The sequence below is a fragment of the Pseudomonas sp. NFX5 genome (assembly GCF_049132125.1).
Lineage (GTDB): Bacteria > Pseudomonadota > Gammaproteobacteria > Pseudomonadales > Pseudomonadaceae > Aquipseudomonas > Aquipseudomonas marginalis.
Genome location: NZ_JAFMZG010000019.1, coordinates 63,987 through 86,741 on the forward strand (window position 1 = coordinate 63,987; position 22,755 = coordinate 86,741).

Sequence of the window (22,755 nt, forward strand, 5' to 3'; positions counted from 1 at the left end):
AAGCCAGGCTGATTACTGAATGATCAGGTTATTGAACAGCAGGTCTTCCACCATGGGCTTGCCCGTCTCGTCGTTCATCACTTGCTGGGTTTGCTTGAGGGCTTCCTGGCGCAGCTTCTCCTTGCCGTCGACCGTGCTCATGGCCTCATTGGTCTGCTGGGTGAACAGCGCGACCAACTGGTTACGGATCAATGCGTCGTTGGCCTTGACCGCTTTGGCGGCTTCTTCGCCGGTCACGCGCAGGGCGATGTCGGCCTTGAACACTTTGAGCTTGGCTGTGCCATCCAGGCCGTAGTTACCCACGAACGGCGGGCTCAGGCTGATATAGCTGACCTTCGGCGCCTCGCCTTCTTTGGCTTCTTCGGCCTGGGCTGCCATCGGCAAGGTCAGGGCCAGCATCAATAGGATCCACGCTTTCACAGTTCATTCCTCACATTCGGTTGCCGGGTAGCATAACGCTAGCAAGGCAGAGCACAAGCTTATGGCGACTTATCAGGGCCGAGCATGCTCGTTGACCCACAGGCCTACCCTCCTACACTTATCGGCCACGACACCAAAAGGAATAGCCCGATGAAAGCTGTGCTGTGCAAAGCCTTCGGCCCCGCCGAAACCCTGGTGCTGGAAGACGTCGCAAGCCCCACGATCAAGAAGAACGAAATCCTGCTGGACGTGCATGCCGCCGGGGTCAACTTCCCCGACACCCTGATCATCGAGGGTAAGTACCAGTTCAAGCCGCCCTTCCCGTTCTCGCCGGGTGGCGAGGCATCGGGGGTGGTCAGCGAAGTCGGGGAAAAGGTCAGCCACCTGAAAGTCGGCGACCGGGTCATGGCACTGACCGGCTGGGGCAGCTTTGCCGAACAGGTCGCGGTGCCAGGCTACAACGTGCTGCCGATCCCGCCGACCATGGACTTCAACACCGCCGCCGCCTTCAGCATGACCTACGGCACCTCCATGCACGCGCTGAAACAACGCGCCAACCTGCAACCCGGCGAAACCCTGCTGGTGCTCGGTGCTTCCGGCGGCGTGGGCCTGGCCGCCGTGGAAATCGGCAAGGCCATGGGGGCGCGGGTGATCGCCGCCGCGAGCAGTGCCGACAAACTCGCCGTGGCCAAGGCCGCCGGCGCCGATGAACTGATCAACTACAACGAAGCCAGCCTCAAGGATGAAATCAAGCGCCTGACCGACGGTAACGGCGCCGATGTGATCTACGACCCGGTGGGCGGCGACCTGTTTGACCAGGCCATCCGCGCGATTGCCTGGAACGGCCGCCTGCTGGTGGTGGGTTTTGCCAGCGGGCGCATCCCGGAGCTGCCGGTGAACCTGGCGCTGCTCAAGGGTGCGGCGGTGGTCGGGGTGTTCTGGGGTTCGTTTGCCCAGCGCCAGCCCCAGGACAATGCGGCGAACTTCCAGCAACTGTTCACTTGGTACGGTGAGGGCAAGCTCAAGCCGTTGGTGTCGCAGGTGTATCCGCTGGAACAGGCTGCCCAGGCGATTAATGACCTGGGCCAACGCAAGGCGGTGGGCAAGGTGGTCGTTCGAACCCGCTGACCGACCTGAAATGCAATCAAATGTGGGAGGGGGCTTGCCCCCGATGGCAGTGGGTCAGCTACAGATAAGCTGGCTGACCTACCGCTATCGGGGGCAAGCCCCCTCCCACATTTGTTCTCCATTGGTCTGATAAACGCTGAGCGACCACCACTTATCTATTAGCGACATGTTCATAAGAGAACATGCAATTGCTCTCATTTCCTGTGTTTGCGCATAAGAGGCAATGCTATTTTCGGTAACGAAACTGTAACATTCGCATCCGCAGTCAAAACAAGAAATTTGGAGCTCTTGAATGTTTGCTTTCTTTCGTCCTGCCGCACACCAGGCGTCTCTGCCTGAAGAAAAAATCGACAGTACCTACCGACGGCTGCGCTGGCAGATCTTCGCCGGTATTTTCTTCGGTTATGCAGGGTATTACCTGCTGCGCAAAAACTTCTCCCTGGCCATGCCCTACCTGATCGACGAGGGTTACACCCGGGGTGAGCTGGGCCTGGCGATGTCGGCCATCGCGATCGCCTATGGCCTGTCCAAGTTCCTCATGGGCCTGGTGTCCGACCGCTCCAACCCGCGTTACTTCCTGCCCTTCGGCCTGCTGGTTTCAGCCGGGGTGATGTTCATTTTCGGTTTCGCGCCTTGGGCGACGTCCAGCGTGACCATGATGTTCATTTTGCTGTTCATCAACGGCTGGGCCCAGGGCATGGGCTGGCCGCCCAGTGGCCGGACCATGGTGCACTGGTGGTCGCAGAAAGAACGCGGCGGCGTGGTGTCGGTGTGGAACGTGGCGCACAACGTCGGCGGCGGCCTGATCGGCCCGCTGTTCCTGCTGGGCATGGCCTGGTTCAACGACTGGCATGCGGCGTTCTACGTACCGGCCACGGTGGCCTTGGCGGTGGCGGCATTTGCCTTCATCACCATGCGCGACACCCCGCAATCGGTGGGCCTGCCGCCGATCGAGCAGTACAAGAATGATTACCCGGAAGGCTACGACGCCAGCCACGAAGACGAATTCAGCGCCAAGGAAATCTTCGTCAAGTACGTGCTGCGCAACAAAATGCTCTGGTACATCGCCTTCGCCAACGTGTTCGTCTACCTGCTGCGCTACGGCGTACTGGACTGGGCGCCGACCTACCTCAAGGAAGCCAAGCACTTCACGGTGGATAAATCGTCCTGGGCGTACTTCTTCTACGAATGGGCAGGTATTCCGGGCACGCTGCTGTGCGGCTGGATGTCGGACAAGATCTTCCGTGGCAACCGTGGCCTGACCGGCATCGTGTTCATGGCGCTGGTGACCGTGGCGACCCTGGTGTACTGGCTCAACCCGCCGGGCAACCCGATGGTCGACATGATCGCGCTGATCTCGATCGGCTTTTTGATCTACGGCCCGGTGATGCTGATCGGCCTGCAGGCGCTGGAACTGGCACCGAAGAAAGCCGCCGGTACGGCTGCGGGCTTCACCGGTCTGTTCGGCTACCTGGGCGGTTCGGTGGCAGCCAGTGCGGCCATGGGCTACACCGTGGACCATTTTGGCTGGGACGGTGGTTTCGTGCTGCTGATCGGCGCGTGCCTGCTGGCCATCGCGTTCCTGATCCCAACGCTGTGGCACACCAACAGCGTCAGCTCGGCGCGTTAATCGCCTGAGCAATCCTTGGCACAACGCTTGAGCCGCGCCTCCAGGTTTTTATCTGGCATGGCGTGGCTACGCAGGGCGTTGACGGTCTGCTCGACGTAATCGCGAGTGGTGCCGTAACGCCCGCAAGCGCTTTGCAGCACATGGTTCAGCACGATATCGGGCAGGTTGCCGGCGTAGCTGGGCAAGTGCCGTTCCAACACAAACCCCAACGCCTGCACCTGGCTGCCATCTTCAAGGCGGCAACTGAGCCAGTGCGGCCGGTAGGACGGGTAAGGCATCTCGCGCTGCCACAAGGCGTAAAGCGAAGCCTCCAGTTGATCTTCCGGCAAGCGGTAGGCAAAGCCGCTGCACGAGCCTCCGCGATCCAGGCCAAAGACCAGGCCCGGCAACTCCGGCGTGCCCCGATGCTCGTGGGACCACAGGTACAAACCCCGGTGATAACCGTGGACCCGTGCCCGCACCCGCTCAGTCGACGAACATTCCGGGCGCCAGATCAGCGAACCATACGCAAATAGCCAGACCGGGCCACCCTTGTGCCGGCCCATGGTGGCCTGCATCGAGCTCATTAACTGTTCGTGAGTGAGTTGCGGCCCCAGATCGAGCCGCGGAGGGTAAGCCAATTGCAGAAGATCGGATTCAATGGCGGTCATGGCGAAAAGCGGTGCGCCTCCTGTGTGTTACCAGTTGTAAGCAACTTTACCGTAATAAAACGCGCCGCTGTAACCGTACGGCGAAAAAGTGCTATAGGCCAGGTTGCCCCCACTGCTGGCGAAGGCGTTGACCTTCTCCGGGTATTTATCGGTGACGTTGTCGCCGCCCAGGGTGAAGGTCCAGTTCTTCAGCCTGTAGTCCGCCGACAGGTCCAGCACCCAGGCGGCCTTGAAGGTCTGGTCGTTGACCTTGTCCGCCTGGTAGCTGGTGAATTCACCATAGCGCACCAGGTTGCTGTGCAGGGCCCAACGGCCGTAAGTGAAGTCGTTACCCAGGCTCAGCTTGTGCTGCGGCGTGGTATCCCCCAGCAAACCGATGCGCTCGCGGCGGTCCACACGCACCAGGTTCGCGCCCAGGCTGTCGAGGATGGCCGGGTTGGCCTTCACGTCCGTCACCTTGGTGTGGTTGTAGTTGTAGCCCACGGTGCTGTTCCAGCGGATGCCGCTGTCGAACTGGTAACGATAGTTGGCGACCAGGTCGACGCCGTCGGTGCTGGTGTCGGTGGCGTTAGTGAAGTAGCGGGCGGTGGTGTAGTCGATATTGCCAACACCGTTGGCCTGCAAATAGGCGCGCGTCGCCGCGTTTATACCGAGGTTGGACGACAGGCTGATACGGTCACGGATGTCGATGCGGTACACATCCACCGTCACCGTCAGGTCATCGGCCGGCTCCAGCACCAGCCCAAGGCTGTAGTTGCGCGACTTCTCGGCCTTGAGGTCTTCGGCGCCGAGCAAACGCGCCACCTGGCTGTTGGCCGGGAACGTGCCGGCTTCCTGGATGGTGCTGCCGATCAGCTGCGATGAGGTGTAGGCGAAGTTCTGCTGGGCCAGGGACGGCGCGCGGAAACCGTTGGAAACACTGCCGCGCACGGCCACCTGCGGGGTGAAGTCATAACGGGCTGAGAGCGAGCCACTGACATTCGAGCCAAAATCGCTGTAGTCCTCGTGGCGCACCGCCGCCGAAGCACTGAGTTTTTCGGTGAAGTTGGTTTCCAGGTCCAGGTACTGGGCCCAGTTGTGGCGCGTGCTGGTGCCCGCGTCGGCATCACGGAAACCACCCAGGCCAGAGCTGCCGGTCTGGTAGTAGGAGGCCGGCTCGCCCGCCTCGATTTCATAACCCTGGTGCAGGTATTCACCGCCAAACGCCACGGACACCGGGTAAGGCAGCCAGCCCACGTCGAACTCGCGGGACAGGTCCAGGCTGACTTGCTTCTGGTCGTTGCTCAGGGTGCCGTTGTCGAATTTGCGCGGCGTGGCCAGGCCCAGGGAGGTATTGATGGTTTCGGTGCTGAGTGCGTACTGGTTCTTGCCATAGTTGGCCGACAGGTCGTAATGCCAGTCGTAGGCCAGCAAACCGCGCAGGCCCACCACCAATGAGGTGTCTTCAAGGTTGCCCTTGATCAGCGGCAGGTAACCGTTGGGGTTGAGCGCCGGGATGTTGTTGGACGCATTGCTCGCCCGGTAGAACGCCGCCGTCTCGCCGCGCCGCTTGCTGTAGCCGCCGAAGGTGTAGAGCTCAGCCGCATCGTTGAAGGCGTATTCGGAGTTGAACTGGAACTTGCCTTCATTGGTGGCCGGCTCACCCTGGCGGAACACCTGCTGGCCGTAAGTGGTAGAGCCAACGCTGCCAGGCCGGAAGTCTTTACCGGCACGGTTGGTGTAATCGTTATCGGCACCCTCGGCCGACAGGTTGATAAAACCGTTGTCGCCCAGTGCCAGGCCGGTATTGCCGCTGACATTGCGCTGGATACCATCGCCCTTCTTGTATTCGCCGAATTTGGTGGAGATCGAACCGCCATGGTCGGCGTGCTTGAGGATCACGTTGATCACCCCGGCAATCGCATCCGAGCCGTAGCGCGCGGAAGCACCGTCACGCAGCACTTCGATATGGTCCACCGCCGACAGCGGGATCGCATTCAGGTCCGCCGGTGCCGACCCACGGCCCACCGCGCCGCCCAGGTTGACGAAGGCACTGGTGTGGCGGCGCTTGCCGTTGACCAGCACCAGCACCTGATCGGGCGACAGGCCGCGCAACTGCGCGGGGCGCACCAGCTCGGCGCCATCCACCAGGCTTGGGCGCGGGAAGTTGATCGACGGAATCAGGCGCGCCAGCACCGCCCCCAACTCATCAGAGCCCGTGCTGCGCAGGCTATCGCCGGAAATCACATCGATCGGAGACAGCGAAGCACTGGCGGTACGCTCCTGGGCGCGGGTGCCGGTGACGATCACGGTGTCGAGTTTGGGTGCATCGGTGGCGGGCGCTTCGGCCGCCAGGACAGGATTGAAGCCCACAGCGGCCAGCAAATTAGCCGACAAAATCGCTGTGTACAGCGCGTGTTGCGTGTAGCTCCCCATACCGCTCCCCTTTGAATCAAGAATCAGAACGTCAGTGTTCTGAGTTCGCAAGATCGATCCGGCTGGCGGGCGGTGGCGGTCAGTTAATGGTTATTGGAAGAAAATCGGTAGTCCGTTGAGATATAGCTTAAAGATATTTATGTAACAAATTAAATACCTTTAAAGCATAAGCGAATGCATAAGCCCGATGCCCCTTTCGTCAGGATTACACAGGGCAATCCCGCTACTTTCAGGCCCGGTTCAGCCTGGGAGCACGCCAAACCGTCAAACTGGCGCGCACATCACGACCCACCTAGCCGCCCATCAAACCGCCTATCGAGGTCGCACCCATGAAGAAATTTCGACTGCCTGGCCTGCTGTTCCTGGCCCAGGCCACCACCGCACTGGCTGGCGAAACACCGCCTGCCGAGGATGACAAAGGCTTCTGGTACGCGCAGACCAGCGTCTATACCCGGCACTTCGCGCCGGACAAAGACCACAACAACAACCAGGACCTGATCGGCCTGGAGCGCAATGAGGCATCAGGATTGGTGTATGGCGGTGCGACGTTTCGCAACTCGTTCAGCCAGCGCTCTTACTACGCCTATGCAGGCAAGCGCTATGAGATGGCCGACTCTGCGGTGTACCTGAAGGTCACAGGCGGGGCGATCCAGGGCTATCGCGGCAAATACCGCGACAAGATCCCCCTCAACCGTTTCGGTGTGGCGCCGGTGATCATCCCGTCGGTAGGCACCCATTACGGGCCGGTGGCGGCGGAACTGGTGCTGCTGGGGTTCAATGCGGCGATGGTGACGACCGGAGTACGTTTCTGAGCGTGCGCATGCCCCGTTCCACCGTTCCGTTGCGTCAGGGCCGCGGGGCGTAGGCGAATACGTCGGCGCGCATCTGGTGCGCATCCATGCCGGCATCGACCAGTGCATCCAGCGTGCCGTAGATCATCGCCGGTGAACCGCTGGCGTAGACATGCACCACCTTGAGGTCGGCAATGTCTTCGCACACCGCTTCATGCAGCAGGCCGCAGCGCCCTTCCCAGCCACACAGGTCGCTGACCACCTTGTGCAGGAACAGATTGGGCAGTTGCCGCCATTGGTCCCAGTGCTCGATCTCGTAGAAATCTTCCGGGCGCCGCACGCCCCAGTACAGGTGCACCGGGTGCTTGAAGCCGGACGCGCGGCAATGCTCGATCAGGCTGTGCATCTGCGCCATGCCGGTCCCGGCGGCGATCAGCACCAATGGCCCGTCCGGCAGCTCGGCCAGGTGGGTGTCGCCAAAGGGCAGCTCGATGCGCGCCATCTGGTTGCGCTGCAATTGTTCCAGCAAGTTGCGCGCGCTGTCCTCGCGGGCCAGTACATGCAGTTCCAGCTCGCGACCGGCGTGGGGCGCCGACGCCAGGGAAAATGCCGACTTCTCGCCATTCTCCCGCTCGATCATCAGGTATTGCCCGGCGTGGTAACGCACCGCCTTGCCGGCCGGGGCCCGCAGGCGCACGCGCCACACATCTCCGCCCACTTCCACGCACTCACTCAATTGGCACGACAACTTGCGCAACGGCAACTCTCCCGGCGCCAGCACGCCATCCCACAACACAATGCAATCTTCCAGCGGCTCGGCGATGCAGGTGTAGAACTCGCCATGGTCGCGAACCTCACCGGCTTGCTGCACCCGGCCCTCCACCAGCAGTGCGGCGCACACGTGGCACACGCCATTGCGACACGCCTGGGGGCATTCGTAGCCCAGGCGGCGCGCGCCTTCGAGGATTCGCTCGCCGGGGACCAGCTCCAGCACGGCGCCGGAAGGTTGCAGGGTTACACGCATCAATCTATTCCCAATTCTTTCCAAATCGCATCGACACGTGCCGTGACGGCCTCATCCTTGACGATCACCCGGCCCCACTCGCGGGTCGTTTCACCCGGCCATTTGTGGGTAGCGTCCAGGCCCATCTTCGAGCCCAGGCCCGACACCGGCGACGCGAAGTCGAGGTAGTCGATCGGCGTGTTGTCGATCATCACCGTGTCGCGCTTGGGGTCCATGCGCGTGGTGATGGCCCAGATCACATCGTTCCAGTCCCGGGCATTGATGTCGTCGTCGGTGACGATAACGAACTTGGTGTACATGAACTGTCGCAAAAACGACCACACACCCAGCATGACCCGCTTGGCATGGCCGGGATACGACTTCTTCATGGTCACGATGGCCATGCGATACGAGCAGCCTTCCGGCGGCAGGTAGAAGTCGGTGATTTCCGGGAATTGCTTCTGCAGGATCGGCACGAACACTTCGTTCAGCGCCACACCCAGAATCGCCGGCTCATCCGGCGGACGGCCGGTGTAGGTGCTGTGGTAGATCGGCTTGATTCGATGGGTGATGCGCTCCACGGTGAACACTGGGAAGCTGTCGACTTCGTTGTAATAGCCGGTGTGGTCGCCGTAAGGGCCTTCATCGGCCATCTCGCCGGGGTGAATCACGCCTTCCAGGATGATTTCGGCGGTGGCCGGTACCTGCAGGTCGTTGCCACGGCACTTCACCAGTTCGGTACGGTTGCCACGCAATAACCCGGCGAAGGCGTATTCGGACAGGCTGTCGGGCACCGGGGTCACGGCGCCGAGGATGGTCGCAGGGTCGGCGCCCAGGGCCACGGAGACCGGGAACGGCTTGCCGGGGTGCTTCTCGCACCATTCACGGAAGTCCAAGGCACCGCCACGGTGGCTCAGCCAACGCATGATCACCTTGTTGCGGCCAATCACTTGCTGACGGTAAATACCCAGGTTCTGGCGGTCCTTGTTCGGGCCCTTGGTGACGGTCAGGCCCCAGGTGATCAGCGGGCCGACATCGCCGGGCCAGCAGGTTTGCACCGGCAGCATGGCCAGATCGACATCATCGCCTTCGATGACCACTTCCTGGCACACCGCGTCCTTGACCACCTTGGGTGCCATGGCAATGATCTTGCGGAAGATCGGCAGCTTCGACCAGGCATCCTTCAAGCCCTTGGGCGGCTCGGGTTCCTTGAGGAACGCCAGCAGCTTGCCGATCTCGCGCAATTCGCTGACCGCCTCGGCGCCCATGCCAAAGGCCACACGCTCGGGGGTACCGAACAGGTTGCCGAGCACCGGTATGTCAAAACCGGTCGGGTTCTCGAACAGCAGCGCCGGGCCCTTGTTACGCAAGGTGCGGTCGCAAATCTCAGTCATTTCCAGCACCGGTGAAATCGGCATCTGGATACGTTTCAACTCTCCGCGCTGCTCAAGTTGCTGCACGAAATCCCGAAGATCCTTGAATTTCATTAACCATGCCACCCGTAAAATAGGCGTACATCCTACCTGCTCTGAGGGCTGCTGGCAGCTTATCGAGGTGCATTTGGCCGTTGCAGGGACCGAAAAACCGACACAAAAAAAATGGCGCCCCTGGGGGCGCCATTTCTTCGGACCTGAAACGTCGTGATTACTTACGTTTCATCGACAGGAAGAACTCGTCGTTGGTCTTGGTGGTTTTCAACTTGTCGATCAGGAACTCGATGGCTGCCACTTCGTCCATCGGGTGCAGCAGCTTGCGCAGGATCCACATGCGCTGCAGTTCGTCGTCGGCGGTCAGCAACTCTTCGCGGCGGGTGCCGGAGCGGTTGATGTTGATCGCCGGGAACACGCGTTTTTCCGCGATGCGACGGTCCAGGGGCAGTTCCATGTTGCCGGTACCCTTGAACTCTTCGTAGATCACTTCGTCCATCTTCGAACCGGTTTCAACCAGTGCGGTGGCGATAATGGTCAGCGAGCCGCCTTCTTCGATGTTCCGCGCGGCGCCGAAGAAACGCTTCGGTTTCTCCAGGGCGTGGGCATCGACACCACCGGTGAGGACCTTGCCGGAGCTCGGGATCACGGTGTTGTAGGCACGGGCCAGACGGGTGATGGAGTCGAGCAGGATCACCACGTCCTTCTTGTGTTCGACCAGGCGCTTGGCCTTCTCGATCACCATTTCGGCAACCTGCACGTGGCGGGTCGGCGGCTCATCGAACGTCGAGGCAACCACTTCGCCGCGCACGGTGCGCTGCATTTCGGTGACCTCTTCCGGACGCTCATCGATCAACAATACGATCAGGTGAACTTCAGGATTGTTACGTGCGATGTTCGCTGCAATGTTCTGCAGCATGATGGTCTTACCGGCTTTCGGCGGGGCGACGATCAGGCCACGCTGGCCTTTGCCGATCGGGGCACACAGGTCGATCACGCGACCGGTCAGGTCTTCGGTGGAACCGTTACCGGCTTCCATCTTCATGCGCACGGTCGGGAACAGCGGCGTCAGGTTCTCGAAGAGAATCTTGTTTTTCGCGTTCTCGGGACGATCGAAGTTGATCGTATCGACCTTGAGCAGGGCGAAGTACCGCTCGCCTTCCTTCGGTGGGCGGATCTTGCCAACGATGGTGTCACCGGTGCGCAAGTTGAAGCGACGGATCTGGCTCGGCGAGACATAGATGTCGTCTGGGCCGGCGAGATAGGAGGCGTCTGCAGAGCGGAGGAAGCCGAAGCCGTCCTGGAGAATCTCCAGCACGCCATCACCGGAGATTTCCTCGCCGCTTTTCGCGTGCTTTTTCAGCAGGGAGAAAATCACGTCCTGCTTGCGCGAACGGGCCATATTTTCTATGCCCATTTCTTCGGCCAGTTGGAGCAGGTCGGTAATCGGCTTTTGCTTGAGTTCAGTCAGATTCATATAGGAATGACGTAATCATTTATGGAGGGGGGGAAATTAAGCTTTTGGCTTAATGAGGCCGCGCCGCGGAGAAGGCGACAGGATCGCGTACTAATCGAAAAGGAATGCGTCGGCGACGGCTTGCAGGGGGCAGTGGAGAAACCAGTGCGGGGCCGAATGTACCACCTGAGTTTCGGAGCGTCTAGCCCTGTTTCACGAAAAAGCCCCGCTATTTGCGGGGCTTTTTGACGACGCTTAGATGTTGGCGTCGAGGAAAGCTTGCAGCTGGGACTTCGACAGCGCGCCCACCTTGGTGGCTTCGACGTTGCCGTTCTTGAACAGCATCAGCGTAGGAATACCGCGCACGCCATGCTTGGCCGGGGTTTCCTGGTTGTCGTCGATGTTCAGCTTGGCAATGGTCAGCTTGCCTTCGTAGGTGGTTGCAATGTCGTCCAGGACCGGAGCGATCATTTTGCAAGGGCCACACCATTCAGCCCAGTAGTCAACCAGCACCGGGCCAGCAGCCTTGAGTACTTCGGCCTCAAAGGTCGCGTCGGTGACGTGCTTGATAAGATCGTTGCTCATGGATGTCTCCGGATTGTAAGCAAAAAAAACGTTGCCCATCATAGCCGCCCTTCCCCCGTTCAGGAAGTCGCCTCTGATTGAGTCTTCCTATGATGGCGCATGAGTTTGCGCATAGCCCAACTCAGGGCGCAACAGGAGTCACGAAGGCAATCCCCGTGCGCAACGCCGCGTTGCGTACGTGTTCCTGCATGTTTTTCTGCGCCGACGCACTGGCCCGCCGGGCCAGGGCGCGCAGGATCTTGCGATGTTCCTGCCAGGTTTCCATGGCCCGCTCCGGCCGGATGAACGGTAGTTTCTGGCTTTCCAGAAACACCTCGGCACGGGCACTCAGGATGCTCACCATTGCCTGGTTGCCACTGGCCAACAGGATGCGCTGGTGGAACTCGAAGTCCAGCCGCGCGGCTGCTTCGAAGTCACCGGCCTTGAGCACCTTGCGCATCGCTTCGACGTTGTCTTCCAGGCTGTCCAGCTCATCGATCGTCAGCGTGACCGCCGCCAAACCCGCCGCAAACCCTTCCAGCGCATAGCGCAACTGGAAGATATCGAGCGGCGTGGCCTGGGCTGCAAAAGGCCAGGCAAAGCCCGGCGCATCCTCAACCGCCTGTACGAACACACCTTTGCCCGGCTGCACACTGACCACACCCAAGGCGCTCAAGGACGACAGCGCCTCGCGCAGCGACGCCCGACTGACGCCCAACTGCACCGCCAGGTCGCGCTGGGACGGCAGTGCATCGCCCGGCCCGAAGCCTTGCTCCTTGATCAGTTTGCGGATGGCCTGCAGGGCCGCTTCCGGTACGGCTTGGGCGATGGAATTCATAAAAAACTCAAGATTTGCGTCAACAGAGCGGCTAGTTGTAAAGCTATTCAGGAGCCACGGCAAGCCACGCCCCAAAGGGGCTCGCGCAGTTTTACCGACGCTCGAAAAGGGTGCGAAAACCCGCACAGCTGTTCAGACCAGTAAGACCACCAAAGCTCAACAAACTCGCGCCTCGCAGACGGTCCGCGCAGTACTGGCATGGGCTGTGCACTGAGCAAATCCAGAAAATTCCTTCGCCCTTCTCGGAGAGTTGCCATGACCAAGCGCTACAGCGCCCTGCTCACTGCCCTGTTTGCCAGCCTGATGCTGAGCCAGGCACCCGCCCAGGCCAACGGTCTGGACGATATCGTCGCCCGTGGCACCCTCAAGGTCGCCGTGCCCCAGGACTTCCCACCGTTCGGCTCGGTCGGCCCCGACATGAAACCCCGCGGCCTGGACATCGACACCGCCAAACTGCTGGCCGACCAACTCAAGGTCAAGCTGGAGCTGACCCCGGTCAACAGCACCAACCGCATCCCGTTCCTCACCACCGGCAAGGTCGACCTGGTGATCTCCAGCCTGGGCAAGAACCCCGAGCGCGAAAAGGTCATCGACTTCTCCAAGGCCTACGCACCGTTCTACCTGGCCGTGTTCGGCCCGCCTGATGCCGCCATCAGCAGCACCGACGACCTCAAGGGCAAGACCATCAGCGTGACCCGTGGCGCCATCGAAGACATCGAGCTGACCGCCGTAGCACCGAAGGAAGCCATCATCAAGCGCTTCGAAGACAACAACTCCACCATCGCGGCCTACCTGGCCGGCCAGGTCGACCTGATCGCCAGCGGCAACGTGGTCATGGTGGCGATCAGCGAGCGCAGCCCGAAACGCGTGCCGGCGCTGAAAGTGAAGCTCAAGGACTCGCCGGTGTACGTGGGCGTGAACAAGAACGAGCCGGCGCTTCTGGAGAAGGTCAACCAGATCCTGGTCGCGGCCAAGGCCGATGGCAGCCTGGAAAAGAACGCGATGCAGTGGCTCAAAGAGCCATTGCCTGCTGATCTCTGAAGCGGAGCTGATTGATGGCCTATCAATTCGACTTTGTGCCGGTGCTGGCCAATACCGATCTGCTGTTGCGCGGCGCGCTGTTCACCCTTGAGCTGACGGCTATCGGCGCAATCCTGGGCGTCGCCCTGGGCACTGTCGGCGCCGTGGTGCGGGCGTGGAAGATCCAGCCCTTTGCCTGGTTCTTCGGGGTGTATGTCGAGTTGATCCGCAACACGCCGTTCCTGGTGCAGTTGTTCTTCATCTTCTTCGGCCTGCCCTCCCTGGGATTGAAAATCACCGAGTGGCAAGCAGCCGTATTGGCGATGGTGATCAACCTGGGGGCCTACTCCACGGAGATCATCCGCGCCGGCATCCAGGCCATCCCGCGCGGGCAACTGGAAGCCGCCGCCGCGCTGGCGATGACGCGTTTCGAAGCGTTTCGCCATGTGGTGCTGCTGCCGGCGCTGGGCAAGGTGTGGCCTGCCTTGAGCAGCCAGATCATCATCGTGATGCTCGGTTCGGCGGTGTGTTCGCAGATCGCCACCGAGGAGCTGAGCTTTGCCGCCAACTTTATCCAGTCACGCAATTTCCGCGCGTTCGAAACCTATGCCCTGACCACCCTGGTGTACCTGTGCATGGCGTTGATGATTCGCCAGTTGCTCAACTGGATCGGCCGCCGCTTTGTGATGAGGAACAGCCGATGAGTGATTTTTCCTTCTGGGACATCGTGCGCAACCTGCTTACGGGCCTGCAGTGGACGCTGTTGCTGTCGATCGTGGCGTTTATCGGCGGCGGCCTGATCGGCTTGCTGGTGATGACCCTGCGCATCAGCCGCAAGGCATTCGCGCGCAATGTTGCGCGCACCTATATCGAACTGTTCCAGGGCACCCCGTTGTTGATGCAGCTGTTCCTGGTTTTTTTCGGCATTGCCCTGCTCGGCGTGGATATTTCGCCCTGGCTGGCGGCCGCGATCGCCTTGACGCTGTTTACCAGCGCCTACCTCGCCGAAATCTGGCGCGGCTGCGTCGACTCCATCGCCCATGGCCAGTGGGAAGCATCGGCCAGCCTGGCGCTGAATCCGCTTGAACAACTGCGCTACGTGATCCTGCCCCAGGCCCTGCGGATCGCCGTGGCGCCTACCGTGGGCTTCTCGGTGCAGGTGGTCAAAGGCACCGCCGTCACTTCAATCATCGGCTTTACCGAACTGACCAAGACCGGCGGCATGCTCGCCAACGCCACCTTCGAGCCCTTCATGGTCTACGGCCTGGTGGCCCTCGGTTACTTCCTGCTCTGCTACCCCTTGTCCCTCAGTGCGCGCTACCTGGAAAGGAGACTGCATGCCTCTGCTTAGAATTTCCGCCCTGCATAAGTATTACGGCGATCACCACGTCCTCAAGGGCATCGACCTGACCGTTGAAGAAGGCCAGGTCGTGGCAATCATCGGCCGCAGCGGCTCGGGCAAGTCCACCTTGCTGCGCACCCTCAATGGCCTGGAATCGATCAACGACGGCGTGATCGAGGTGGATGGCGAATACCTCGACGCCGCCCGCGCCGACCTGCGCAGCCTGCGGCAGAAAGTCGGCATGGTGTTCCAGCAGTTCAACCTGTTCCCGCACCTGACCGTGGGCGAAAACGTCATGCTCGCACCGCAAGTGGTGCAGAAAGTGCCCAAGGCCAAGGCAGCACAACTGGCCAGGCAAATGCTGGAACGCGTGGGCCTGGGCGAGAAATTCGACGCTTTCCCCGATCGCCTGTCCGGCGGCCAGCAGCAACGCGTTGCCATCGCCCGCGCCCTGGCCATGTCGCCCAAGGTGCTGCTGTGCGATGAAATCACCTCGGCCCTGGACCCGGAGCTGGTCAATGAAGTACTCAGCGTGGTGCGCCAACTGGCCAAGGACGGCATGACCTTGATCATGGTGACGCACGAAATGCGCTTCGCCCGGGAAGTGGGCGACAAGCTGGTGTTCATGCACCAAGGCAAAGTGCATGAAGTCGGCGATCCGAAGGTGCTGTTTGCCAACCCGCAGACTGCTGAGTTGGCGAACTTCATCGGCACTACCGAAGCGCACGCCTGACCGCCCAGCCATCGGGCACCATTTCGAAACGGCCTCCCCCCTCCAGCAGGGTTTTATCGCGCACGGCGGGGTGGGTGCCCGCTAGATAGGTATCGACCTGCACCTGAGCCGAAAAGACTCGACCGGCGATTGGCTGCCCGGCCCTCAGTGGCACCAGCACACCGCCGGGGCGCAGCTGCCCGTCTCGTTCAGTGCGGTTGTGCATCGACACCAGTTCGACGGCCTGGCCATCCAGCAATGCCTGTCGAAGGCTCAGATCAAAGCGCCCGTGAGGGCCAAAACTGAAACCCTGCGCATCGGCTGGCGCACCGCGGAAACGCAGCGCAATCACCGCCGCCTCAGGGCAAACCACGCTGAGGTGCACCGTGCGTCTACCGATGGAAATACCGTGGGGTCCGGGCTGTGTGTCGACGCGCAACGGTCCGTAGTCGATCTGCGGCCGGCTCAATGACAGGTGGCATTCCGACGCCGAAACGTCAGCAATCATCAAGAGACCCGCCAGTAATCCAACCCCGCCTGGAAAGCGTCCCGAGACAAGGGCGGCCTTAACGACAGACCGCTGAGGAGGTTTCATACAGTTGGCCGTCATAGCTGGGCTCCGCCAGATCGAGTTGCAGTTTGCAGGGAGTCGCATTCGGCGACGACAAGGTCAGTACCTGGGAATGCTCAATATTGTTGAGGAAGATCATTCCGTCCCCCACCACCGTGGTCAGGAACGTGTTATCGGCGGCAAGCACCGACGTCCCCTTGGGCAACGGCTGCCCGCTTGGGTCGCGGACACGCACCAGCATCCGGCGAACCTTCGAGACTTCAAACTCGACCGTACTGAACGAGCCTCGCCCGACCTCCAGCATCTTCGTGCCATTATTGAGATCAACCTGGCGTGGCAAGCTTTTACCGTCCACCTCGACAAGGCTGCCCTGATAAGCGGGTAAGCCGGGAATCACGGCCATTCCCCAGCGGTCGGTCCAGACGGGCCCCTGAGGGGTACTGATGCGAGCCCCCGGAATATTCCCCACCGACGCCACACCGAAAGTGTCCTCGACACGGTAGGGAGACAGTGTGAGGCCTCGCTCGTGAGCAACCACGGCGCCTTGTAGCTGCCCGCTATAGATCGTGCTGGACGAGTCTCGATTGAGCCCCAGGCCGAGCTGGGTATAACGAGACGTCGCGTTGAGCGTTCCACCCACCGACTGATCGCTGGTACCTCTCAGGTCGCGCTCGCCCCTTAACTCGTAGTTCAGGGTGTCATTCACGCGCTCGCTGTAGGCTGTACCGATACCGGCATGACGCCCTTGGCGTCGAACCGTCGAGGTCACGGAGCGGTCACTGCCCAGTGGAACAGTGATCTGCAAGCGCATGCCCAAGCCATCATTTTTGTCTCTGGAGTCGCCTGACGCACCTACCTGGGAGTCAATGCTCACGGCAACATTGGCGTGCCTGAAGTTTTTGTTCCACGCGCCGTAGATATGCTGGGAAGTACGATTGTCGAAATGAGCCGAACGGGAATAACCGACAGCGAAGCCACCCAATTGAGGGTCTGACCAACTGAAGCCTGCCGTGTACTGGTGCCTGGCGCGCGCCCCCTGTACCTCGCCAGGCTCGCCGCCAACAGCTTCGAGCACATCCCGGTAACCCGAGGTCTGGCGAGTGGCGCTCAAGTTCATCTGGACGTTGCCCGGCAGCGTACTGCCAAACGAAACGCCGCTACGCGAACCGCGTACCTTTTGCTTACGGTCATGGGAAAGGTTATTGCGCAATCCCAGTGAAAACCGCTGGTCAAAGCTGCTGTCCAACGCCAGGCCCACCGAGTGGTAGTTGTCCGTGCCCTGAACTCCCGAACTGAGGGCCGCGTCCTCCCCTAACGCCCACGTTCCGCTGGCCATCGCCAACAGAGGCTCGGCGGCGCCCCTTCGATCCACATCACGCACCTTCCCTATTGCAGCGGTATATCCCGATTTAATCGGAACCGATCCACGGAACGAGGCGGCCGGCACGATAAAACTGTGTTGCCCCCCCTTGATTTCGATAACCCTGACGTCGAGGTCGCTGGTGCCATTGAGCAGTGGCAAATTGCGCAAGGTGAACGGCCCTTCCGGGACGAGAGTGGTATAAATCAATGCGCCGGACTGCCGGACTTCCACCCGCGACTGACTCCGCGCCCGCCCTTCAACCAAAACGCCATTGCTGCTGGTGCGGTTTTCCATTCCGTCAGGAAACAGCTGTGCACCGATCAGTTGAACACCACCGAACACGGGGCTATCAGCCGATATCTGGCCTGCCTGAAATGTCGAAGCCAAGGGAGCGATATCGCGCTGCGCGTATGCATACAGATGCTCAGTCGCCGAACGCTCATCGTTGGAGAGATAGAGCTGACGACTGCGGACGATCCAATTGCCCACGTTGAAACCCATTTCCGTTGAAGCGGATAAAAAGCGCCCTCGATCCCCCCGCGAGTGGGCATTGACGCCTTGGACATCGTAGTTGACCAGCGCCGCTGCACCTCCCCGGGCGTAATGACCAGTGCTTTGTTGCATGTCGCGCAGCGCCTGGGTCGGGACGACCAGCACAACCTCCTCACGCCCTGGGCGCAAGGTCACTACCGTTTTCGGATACTCGGCAATAAAGTCATGACAGGCCTGGGCGGCAGAGACTTGCTTATCGATCACCGTGGCGGGAATCTGCAGTCCCGCCCGATCCAATAGCCCACGGTTGAAACACAGCGCGCCTTCATGGTTAAACCGCGCGTCAGTCAACCCGATGGGATTACCGTTGACCGTCAAATCGACGACGCGCGTGCCCTCGCTGAACCGAGGGGCTTGCTGAAAGTAGCGCGCAACTGAAGGGTCGATACCACGCGCCTGCAAGGTGGCAAGGTCAAATCCGAGCACCGCCGCCGGCGCGGCGTAAACGTCAGCGGCCATTCCCGACACCACCGCCGCCCAAACCGAAAGGCTGATTCCGCTTCGCCTGAAAGCCTCCTCAGGTTTTATTGGCGCCCGGGATGGCTGCCCACGTACGGCGCTACAAAACCTGCTGGCTTTTTTTCCCATGGCAGGTCACGGCTGATTCGCTACGAGCAAAGCCTCGTAGCTATCGACGGAAAACCCATAGAGCGTGGCCGGCATAAGGGTGACCGACGTGGCGGCAGAACGTTTTTCCACGGCAACGCTGAGGGTTTCGCCCGGCAAGATATAGGTACGCGGCAAAAGCGCATTCACCTTCTGCGGGTTCAAGACCACCTCAGCCGCCAGGCGCACCACATAGGGGCTGTTGTTGCGTGCGCTCAAGGTATTGCCGTGAAGGCTCCAGGTCAGCAGCTCCCACGGTGCATGATGTTGAGGTAAACCTTTGGGGTGGAGAATGAGCGGCAGGTTTTGCCGTAGGCTGATACCAATTGTCGCGCCCGAGCCGGGTTGGGCCTGGGGAATACCTTCAAACGTAATGCGCTTCAAACGTTGGGTTTTGAGAGGCTCCTTATTGATTGCCATAACCCTGACCATTTGCCGCTCACCGCTATCGACACGCGCAACGGGCTGAGTAATGACGGCTAAAGGCTCCGGGTCTTCCGGTATATCTTCGATAACTGAATGAAGCAAGGCAGGACTTGGGTCCGTATTGGTGACATTGATGCTGACTTCACCATCCGCCTCATTGAGAATGACAACTGTTGTTTCCGGCTCCATGCCGTCTGCATACGCGGCACGGCAGAAAACAAAACCCAGACACAAACAACCGGCCAGAATAGATTTTTTTCTTGTAGAAACAAGCATCAACACTTCCTTCACAGCAATAACGAAACACGCCGAATCAGGTTGGCTGCCGCCAAAGAGACTGCAAGCCGACCTGAATCGCCTGGAAGCTTTTAGAGATAGACCAATTCCAGGGTTGTATGGCCATCAAGTTTTATTTCGTTATTCATGCTCAGCGCAGATGTTTTATTGATCACTGGCTGGACATTCAAATTCCCCGAGACGACGGTTATTTTAATCGGCGAATAGCTGGCGTTCGTACGCCAACTTCCAACCTTGGCTGACTGCCCCAAGACAGGATCGGTGATCCCCCAACTCGCGCCATTATTATTAGACCGCGCAACCAGTACAGCTTTACCATCGGCAATGTTGTTTTCCATGAAAACCACGTAGCCGCCGATTTTTTCATTCTTCGAGGTAAACCCAAGACCATAATTGAAATCATCGTTATAAGTAATATTGTACTGACTCACCATCATGCCGCGCACCTTGCTGGACGCGCGGTTATCCTGTGTCTTAATACCAACAAACGTGGGCGATGCACACCTGACGGTGTAAGGCGTCCCCTTTTTGGCCAGTTTGGTGTAGTTAGTAGCACTCAGTGACCTAGGATCGATCCGACCGTAATCTATCGTTGAATTAACAATAGTAAAACTGCAACTGGCAGGCGCAATGGAGCCTCTCACTCGTAAGTCCGCGGCTTGCGCACTCAAACCCAACATAGCGAGAAACATGCCTGATAACGAAATAATCTTCTTCATAGCAATCATCGACAATAGCCAAAGAGACACGTGCTGATTGACACTTCATAGTCAGCACGCCATGGATACCTATGTGGAGAAATCTAGAGGTAGCGCAACTCCAGGGTGAAATGGCCGTCCAGGTTGATCTGGTTGCTCATATCAAGTTCGGACGTCTTGTTGATGACGGCTTGAACTTCAACATTGCCGGAAACAGCATTAACCAATATAGGCGCATACACATTCCCCGCACGCCAACTGGCTATATTGGCAGTGTGGCCTACTGCCTGGGTACTGTTTGGTTCCCATCGTACGCCGTTATTTTCCGAGCTAACAATCCCTACCGACTTGCCGTCAGCTACAGAATTTCGAAGGTGCACTACATAACCTCCGATTTTTTGCCCCCTGGAAGTGGCCCCCAGACCAAAATTGTAGAGATCCTTGTAGTTCCCGCCAAACTGCCCCAGCATCATGCCTGGTATTCTCGAGCCAGCTCGATTATCAACGCTCCTGATACCCACTTTTATTTTAGACTGACCACTGCACCTCACCGTATAGGGAACACTCTTCTTATCCAGCTTGGTATAACTTGTCGGACTCAGGCTGCTCGGGTGAATAGTTCCATAGTCAATGACCGAGCGGGTGAGTGTAAAACTGCAACTGGCTGGAGCGATCGCGCCTTTTACACGTACATCGGCAGCCTGGACAGTCAGGCTCGCAACGACGAGGCATAGACCCGCCACTACTGGGTAATTCTTCTTCATCTAACGTTCATCCATAGTAATGACCATAGGCTGGCCAGTTATTGAATGATCAGAACACCTCCCCTGCGTCACGCCTGGTGCGCATATGAATATCTCGTCCTTGAAGCTCCGACCTATAAACACCACCCGGGACAGGTGCCGAACGTGAGTATTCATATTCCAAGAGAATAATAAAACCGGAAAAAATGACACCTCATGTAAGAGTGATCCCTATCTCCACTCTAAAAAACAACCCCATGTATACGAACAGGGAAACAGCAAGTTAGGACAAACATAAAACGGCGTAAGACTTATCGACAAACTCAATAAAACCAAGAATAGCCAGTACAAAACCCAGTGCTTTCTGGCTTTGTAATACATCATTTGTGGGCCGGTCCTACGCGCCACGCAGAAAGCACTTATAGGTATACGAGGAAAAATCCTCTGTTACTACGCGTTGGCTCCAGCGATCGATCGTGGCACGATGGCAAGGTTATCGACCGAGACCCCCAAACCATGCCGCAATCCCAAGCCAAGAATCTGTCCCTGATCGCCGCCATCGACCTGGGCTCCAACAGCTTTCACATGGTCGTGGCCAAGGCCCAGAACGGCGAAATCCGCATCCTTGAGCGGCTCGGAGAGAAAGTGCAACTGGCTGCCGGGATCGACGATGAGCGCCAGCTCAATGAAGAATCCATGCAACGCGGGCTCGACTGCCTCAAGCGTTTTGCACAGCTGATCAACGGCATGCCCCTGGGCGCCGTGCGAATCGTCGGCACCAACGCCTTGCGCGAAGCCCGTAACCGGGGCGAATTCATCCGTCGCGCCGAGGAAATCCTCGGCCACCCCGTAGAAGTCATCTCCGGCCGCGAAGAAGCACGCCTGATCTACCTCGGCGTGTCCCATACACTCGCAGATACCCCCGGCAAGCGCCTGGTGGCGGACATCGGCGGTGGCAGTACCGAGTTCATCATCGGCCAGCGCTTCGAACCGCTGCTGCGTGAAAGCCTGCAGATGGGCTGTGTCAGCTATACCCAACGCTATTTCAAGGACGGCAAGATCACACCGGCGCGCTACGCCCAGGCCTATACGGCAGCGCGTTTGGAGATCATGAGCATCGAGCACGCCTTGCACCGCCTGACCTGGGATGAAGCCATCGGCTCGTCCGGCACCATCCGTGCCATCGGCCTGGCGCTCAAGGCCGGCGGCCATGGCACCGGCGAGGTCAACGCCGAAGGCCTGGCGTGGCTCAAGCGCAAGCTGTTCAAGCTGGGGGATGCCGAGAAGATCGACTTCGACGGCATCAAGCCGGACCGTCGCACCATCTTCCCGGCCGGCCTGGCGATTCTCGAGGCGATCTTCGACGCCCTCGAACTGCAACGCATGGACCACTGTGACGGCGCCCTGCGCGAAGGTGTGCTGTATGACCTGCTGGGCCGCCATCACCACGAGGACGTGCGTGAACGCACGCTCACCTCGCTGATGGAGCGTTATCACGTCGACCAGGAGCAGGCAGCCCGCGTAGAGCGTAAAGCACTGCATGCGTTCGATCAGGTCGCCGAGGACTGGGACCTGGAAGACGGCGTATGGCGCGAACTGCTCGGCTGGGCGGCCAAGGTGCATGAAGTGGGCCTGGATATCGCCCACTACCACTACCACAAGCACGGCGCCTACCTGATCGAGCACTCCGACCTGGCGGGTTTCTCCCGGGAAGACCAGCAGATGCTCGCACTGCTGGTGCGCGGCCATCGTCGCAATATTCCCAAGGACAAGTTTGCCGAGTTCGGCGATGAAGGCATCAAGCTGATCCGCCTGTGCGTGCTGCTGCGCTTCGCGATCCTGTTCCACCACATTCGTGGCACCCAGCAGATGCCCCAGGTGACCCTGCGCGCCAATGGCGACAGCCTGGATGTCGTGTTCCCCAAAGGCTGGCTGGATGAGAACCAGCTGACCCAGGCGGACTTCGCCCAGGAAGCGGAGTGGCTGACGCGGGTGGGGTTCAGCCTGAACCTGCGCTAACCCGATCTCATGAACACTGCAAAAACAAATGTGGGAGGGGGCTTGCTCCCGATTACGGTGTGTCAGTCGCGAATACTTTGACTG

General features: G+C 59.7%; 21 protein-coding genes. 8 read left to right on the top strand and 13 right to left on the bottom strand.

Features of this window, described 5'->3' with window-relative positions:
* Positions 1-12 precede the first annotated feature (12 nt).
* Entirely contained in the window at positions 13-420 is a 408-nt protein-coding gene (locus J1N02_RS12060; RefSeq protein ID WP_027608369.1) for a flagellar basal body-associated protein FliL, read from the bottom strand.
* 150 nt (positions 421-570) lie between these two features.
* On the opposite strand from J1N02_RS12060, the gene J1N02_RS12065 reads away from it, so the two are divergent.
* Both J1N02_RS12065 and glpT read left to right on the top strand, forming a co-directional pair.
* The gene (locus J1N02_RS12065; protein ID WP_421147377.1) at positions 571-1,548 is read left to right on the top strand and encodes an NADPH:quinone oxidoreductase family protein; all 978 of its coding nucleotides are present in this window, start codon (positions 571-573) and stop codon (positions 1,546-1,548) included.
* A 292-nt stretch (positions 1,549-1,840) separates the two neighbouring features.
* Positions 1,841-3,178, top strand: coding sequence for a glycerol-3-phosphate transporter (gene glpT, locus J1N02_RS12070; protein WP_141156271.1), 1,338 nt, complete (start codon positions 1,841-1,843; stop codon positions 3,176-3,178).
* Here the strand turns inward: glpT and J1N02_RS12075 are convergent.
* Entirely contained in the window at positions 3,175-3,828 is a 654-nt protein-coding gene (locus J1N02_RS12075) for a gamma-glutamylcyclotransferase (protein WP_065926652.1), read from the bottom strand. The genes glpT and J1N02_RS12075 overlap by 4 nt on opposite strands.
* Before the next feature lie 27 nt (positions 3,829-3,855).
* The gene (locus tag J1N02_RS12080; protein ID WP_092355798.1) at positions 3,856-6,243 is read right to left on the bottom strand and encodes a TonB-dependent receptor plug domain-containing protein; all 2,388 of its coding nucleotides are present in this window, start codon (positions 6,241-6,243) and stop codon (positions 3,856-3,858) included.
* A gap of 329 nt (positions 6,244-6,572) precedes the next feature.
* On the opposite strand from J1N02_RS12080, the gene J1N02_RS12085 reads away from it, so the two are divergent.
* On the top strand, positions 6,573-7,055 hold the full coding sequence (locus tag J1N02_RS12085) for a sn-glycerol-3-phosphate transporter (protein WP_115485522.1): 483 nt from the start codon (positions 6,573-6,575) through the stop codon (positions 7,053-7,055).
* Positions 7,056-7,089: 34 nt separating this feature from the next.
* Here the strand turns inward: J1N02_RS12085 and J1N02_RS12090 are convergent, their stop codons facing one another.
* From J1N02_RS12090 to J1N02_RS12110, 5 genes are all read right to left on the bottom strand, one after another.
* Positions 7,090-8,058 carry a CDP-6-deoxy-delta-3,4-glucoseen reductase gene (locus tag J1N02_RS12090; RefSeq protein ID WP_027608363.1) on the bottom strand — a complete coding sequence of 323 codons (969 nt, stop codon included), beginning with the start codon at positions 8,056-8,058 and terminating at the stop codon, positions 7,090-7,092.
* Positions 8,058-9,524 carry a 4-hydroxy-3-polyprenylbenzoate decarboxylase gene (ubiD, locus tag J1N02_RS12095; protein ID WP_027608362.1) on the bottom strand — a complete coding sequence of 489 codons (1,467 nt, stop codon included), beginning with the start codon at positions 9,522-9,524 and terminating at the stop codon, positions 8,058-8,060. Before ubiD ends, J1N02_RS12090 begins: the two co-directional genes overlap by 1 nt.
* Before the next feature lie 157 nt (positions 9,525-9,681).
* Complete coding sequence (gene rho, locus J1N02_RS12100) at positions 9,682-10,941, bottom strand: transcription termination factor Rho (RefSeq protein ID WP_003176825.1); 1,260 nt, start codon at positions 10,939-10,941, stop codon at positions 9,682-9,684.
* A gap of 234 nt (positions 10,942-11,175) precedes the next feature.
* Positions 11,176-11,505 (bottom strand): thioredoxin TrxA, encoded by a 330-nt coding sequence (trxA, locus tag J1N02_RS12105; RefSeq protein ID WP_015886460.1) that lies wholly within the window; start codon positions 11,503-11,505, stop codon positions 11,176-11,178.
* Positions 11,506-11,626: 121 nt separating this feature from the next.
* Positions 11,627-12,322 carry a FadR/GntR family transcriptional regulator gene (locus J1N02_RS12110; RefSeq protein ID WP_421147378.1) on the bottom strand — a complete coding sequence of 232 codons (696 nt, stop codon included), beginning with the start codon at positions 12,320-12,322 and terminating at the stop codon, positions 11,627-11,629.
* Positions 12,323-12,577: 255 nt separating this feature from the next.
* Here J1N02_RS12110 and J1N02_RS12115 point away from each other — a divergent pair, with 255 nt between their 5' ends.
* From J1N02_RS12115 to J1N02_RS12130, 4 genes are read left to right on the top strand one after another with little or no spacing between them, the layout of a single operon-like run.
* The gene (locus J1N02_RS12115; RefSeq protein WP_092355803.1) at positions 12,578-13,363 is read left to right on the top strand and encodes a transporter substrate-binding domain-containing protein; all 786 of its coding nucleotides are present in this window, start codon (positions 12,578-12,580) and stop codon (positions 13,361-13,363) included.
* 14 nt (positions 13,364-13,377) lie between these two features.
* Positions 13,378-14,046, top strand: a complete 669-nt coding sequence (locus J1N02_RS12120; RefSeq protein WP_017736949.1) for an amino acid ABC transporter permease — start codon at positions 13,378-13,380, stop codon at positions 14,044-14,046.
* The gene (locus J1N02_RS12125) at positions 14,043-14,693 is read left to right on the top strand and encodes an amino acid ABC transporter permease (RefSeq protein ID WP_065938033.1); all 651 of its coding nucleotides are present in this window, start codon (positions 14,043-14,045) and stop codon (positions 14,691-14,693) included. Before J1N02_RS12120 ends, J1N02_RS12125 begins: the two co-directional genes overlap by 4 nt.
* A complete protein-coding gene (locus J1N02_RS12130) occupies positions 14,680-15,417 on the top strand; it encodes an amino acid ABC transporter ATP-binding protein (RefSeq protein WP_027608358.1) in 738 nt (245 codons plus the stop codon). Before J1N02_RS12125 ends, J1N02_RS12130 begins: the two co-directional genes overlap by 14 nt.
* Here J1N02_RS12130 and J1N02_RS12135 read toward each other — a convergent pair.
* From J1N02_RS12135 to J1N02_RS12155, 5 genes are all read right to left on the bottom strand, one after another.
* Positions 15,398-15,904: a hypothetical protein gene (locus J1N02_RS12135; RefSeq protein ID WP_092355806.1), complete on the bottom strand. Its 507-nt coding sequence runs from the start codon at positions 15,902-15,904 to the stop codon at positions 15,398-15,400. The genes J1N02_RS12130 and J1N02_RS12135 overlap by 20 nt on opposite strands.
* A gap of 58 nt (positions 15,905-15,962) precedes the next feature.
* Positions 15,963-18,341 (bottom strand): fimbria/pilus outer membrane usher protein, encoded by a 2,379-nt coding sequence (locus J1N02_RS12140; protein WP_108573431.1) that lies wholly within the window; start codon positions 18,339-18,341, stop codon positions 15,963-15,965.
* A gap of 135 nt (positions 18,342-18,476) precedes the next feature.
* Positions 18,477-19,190, bottom strand: a complete 714-nt coding sequence (locus J1N02_RS12145) for a fimbria/pilus chaperone family protein (RefSeq protein ID WP_074847951.1) — start codon at positions 19,188-19,190, stop codon at positions 18,477-18,479.
* 92 nt (positions 19,191-19,282) lie between these two features.
* A complete protein-coding gene (locus J1N02_RS12150) occupies positions 19,283-19,930 on the bottom strand; it encodes a DUF1120 domain-containing protein (protein WP_158277070.1) in 648 nt (215 codons plus the stop codon).
* Positions 19,931-20,013: 83 nt separating this feature from the next.
* Positions 20,014-20,673: a DUF1120 domain-containing protein gene (locus tag J1N02_RS12155; RefSeq protein ID WP_081744497.1), complete on the bottom strand. Its 660-nt coding sequence runs from the start codon at positions 20,671-20,673 to the stop codon at positions 20,014-20,016.
* 495 nt (positions 20,674-21,168) lie between these two features.
* Here J1N02_RS12155 and ppx point away from each other — a divergent pair, with 495 nt between their 5' ends.
* Complete coding sequence (gene ppx, locus J1N02_RS12160) at positions 21,169-22,671, top strand: exopolyphosphatase (protein WP_027608352.1); 1,503 nt, start codon at positions 21,169-21,171, stop codon at positions 22,669-22,671.
* Positions 22,672-22,755: the final 84 nt, after the last annotated feature.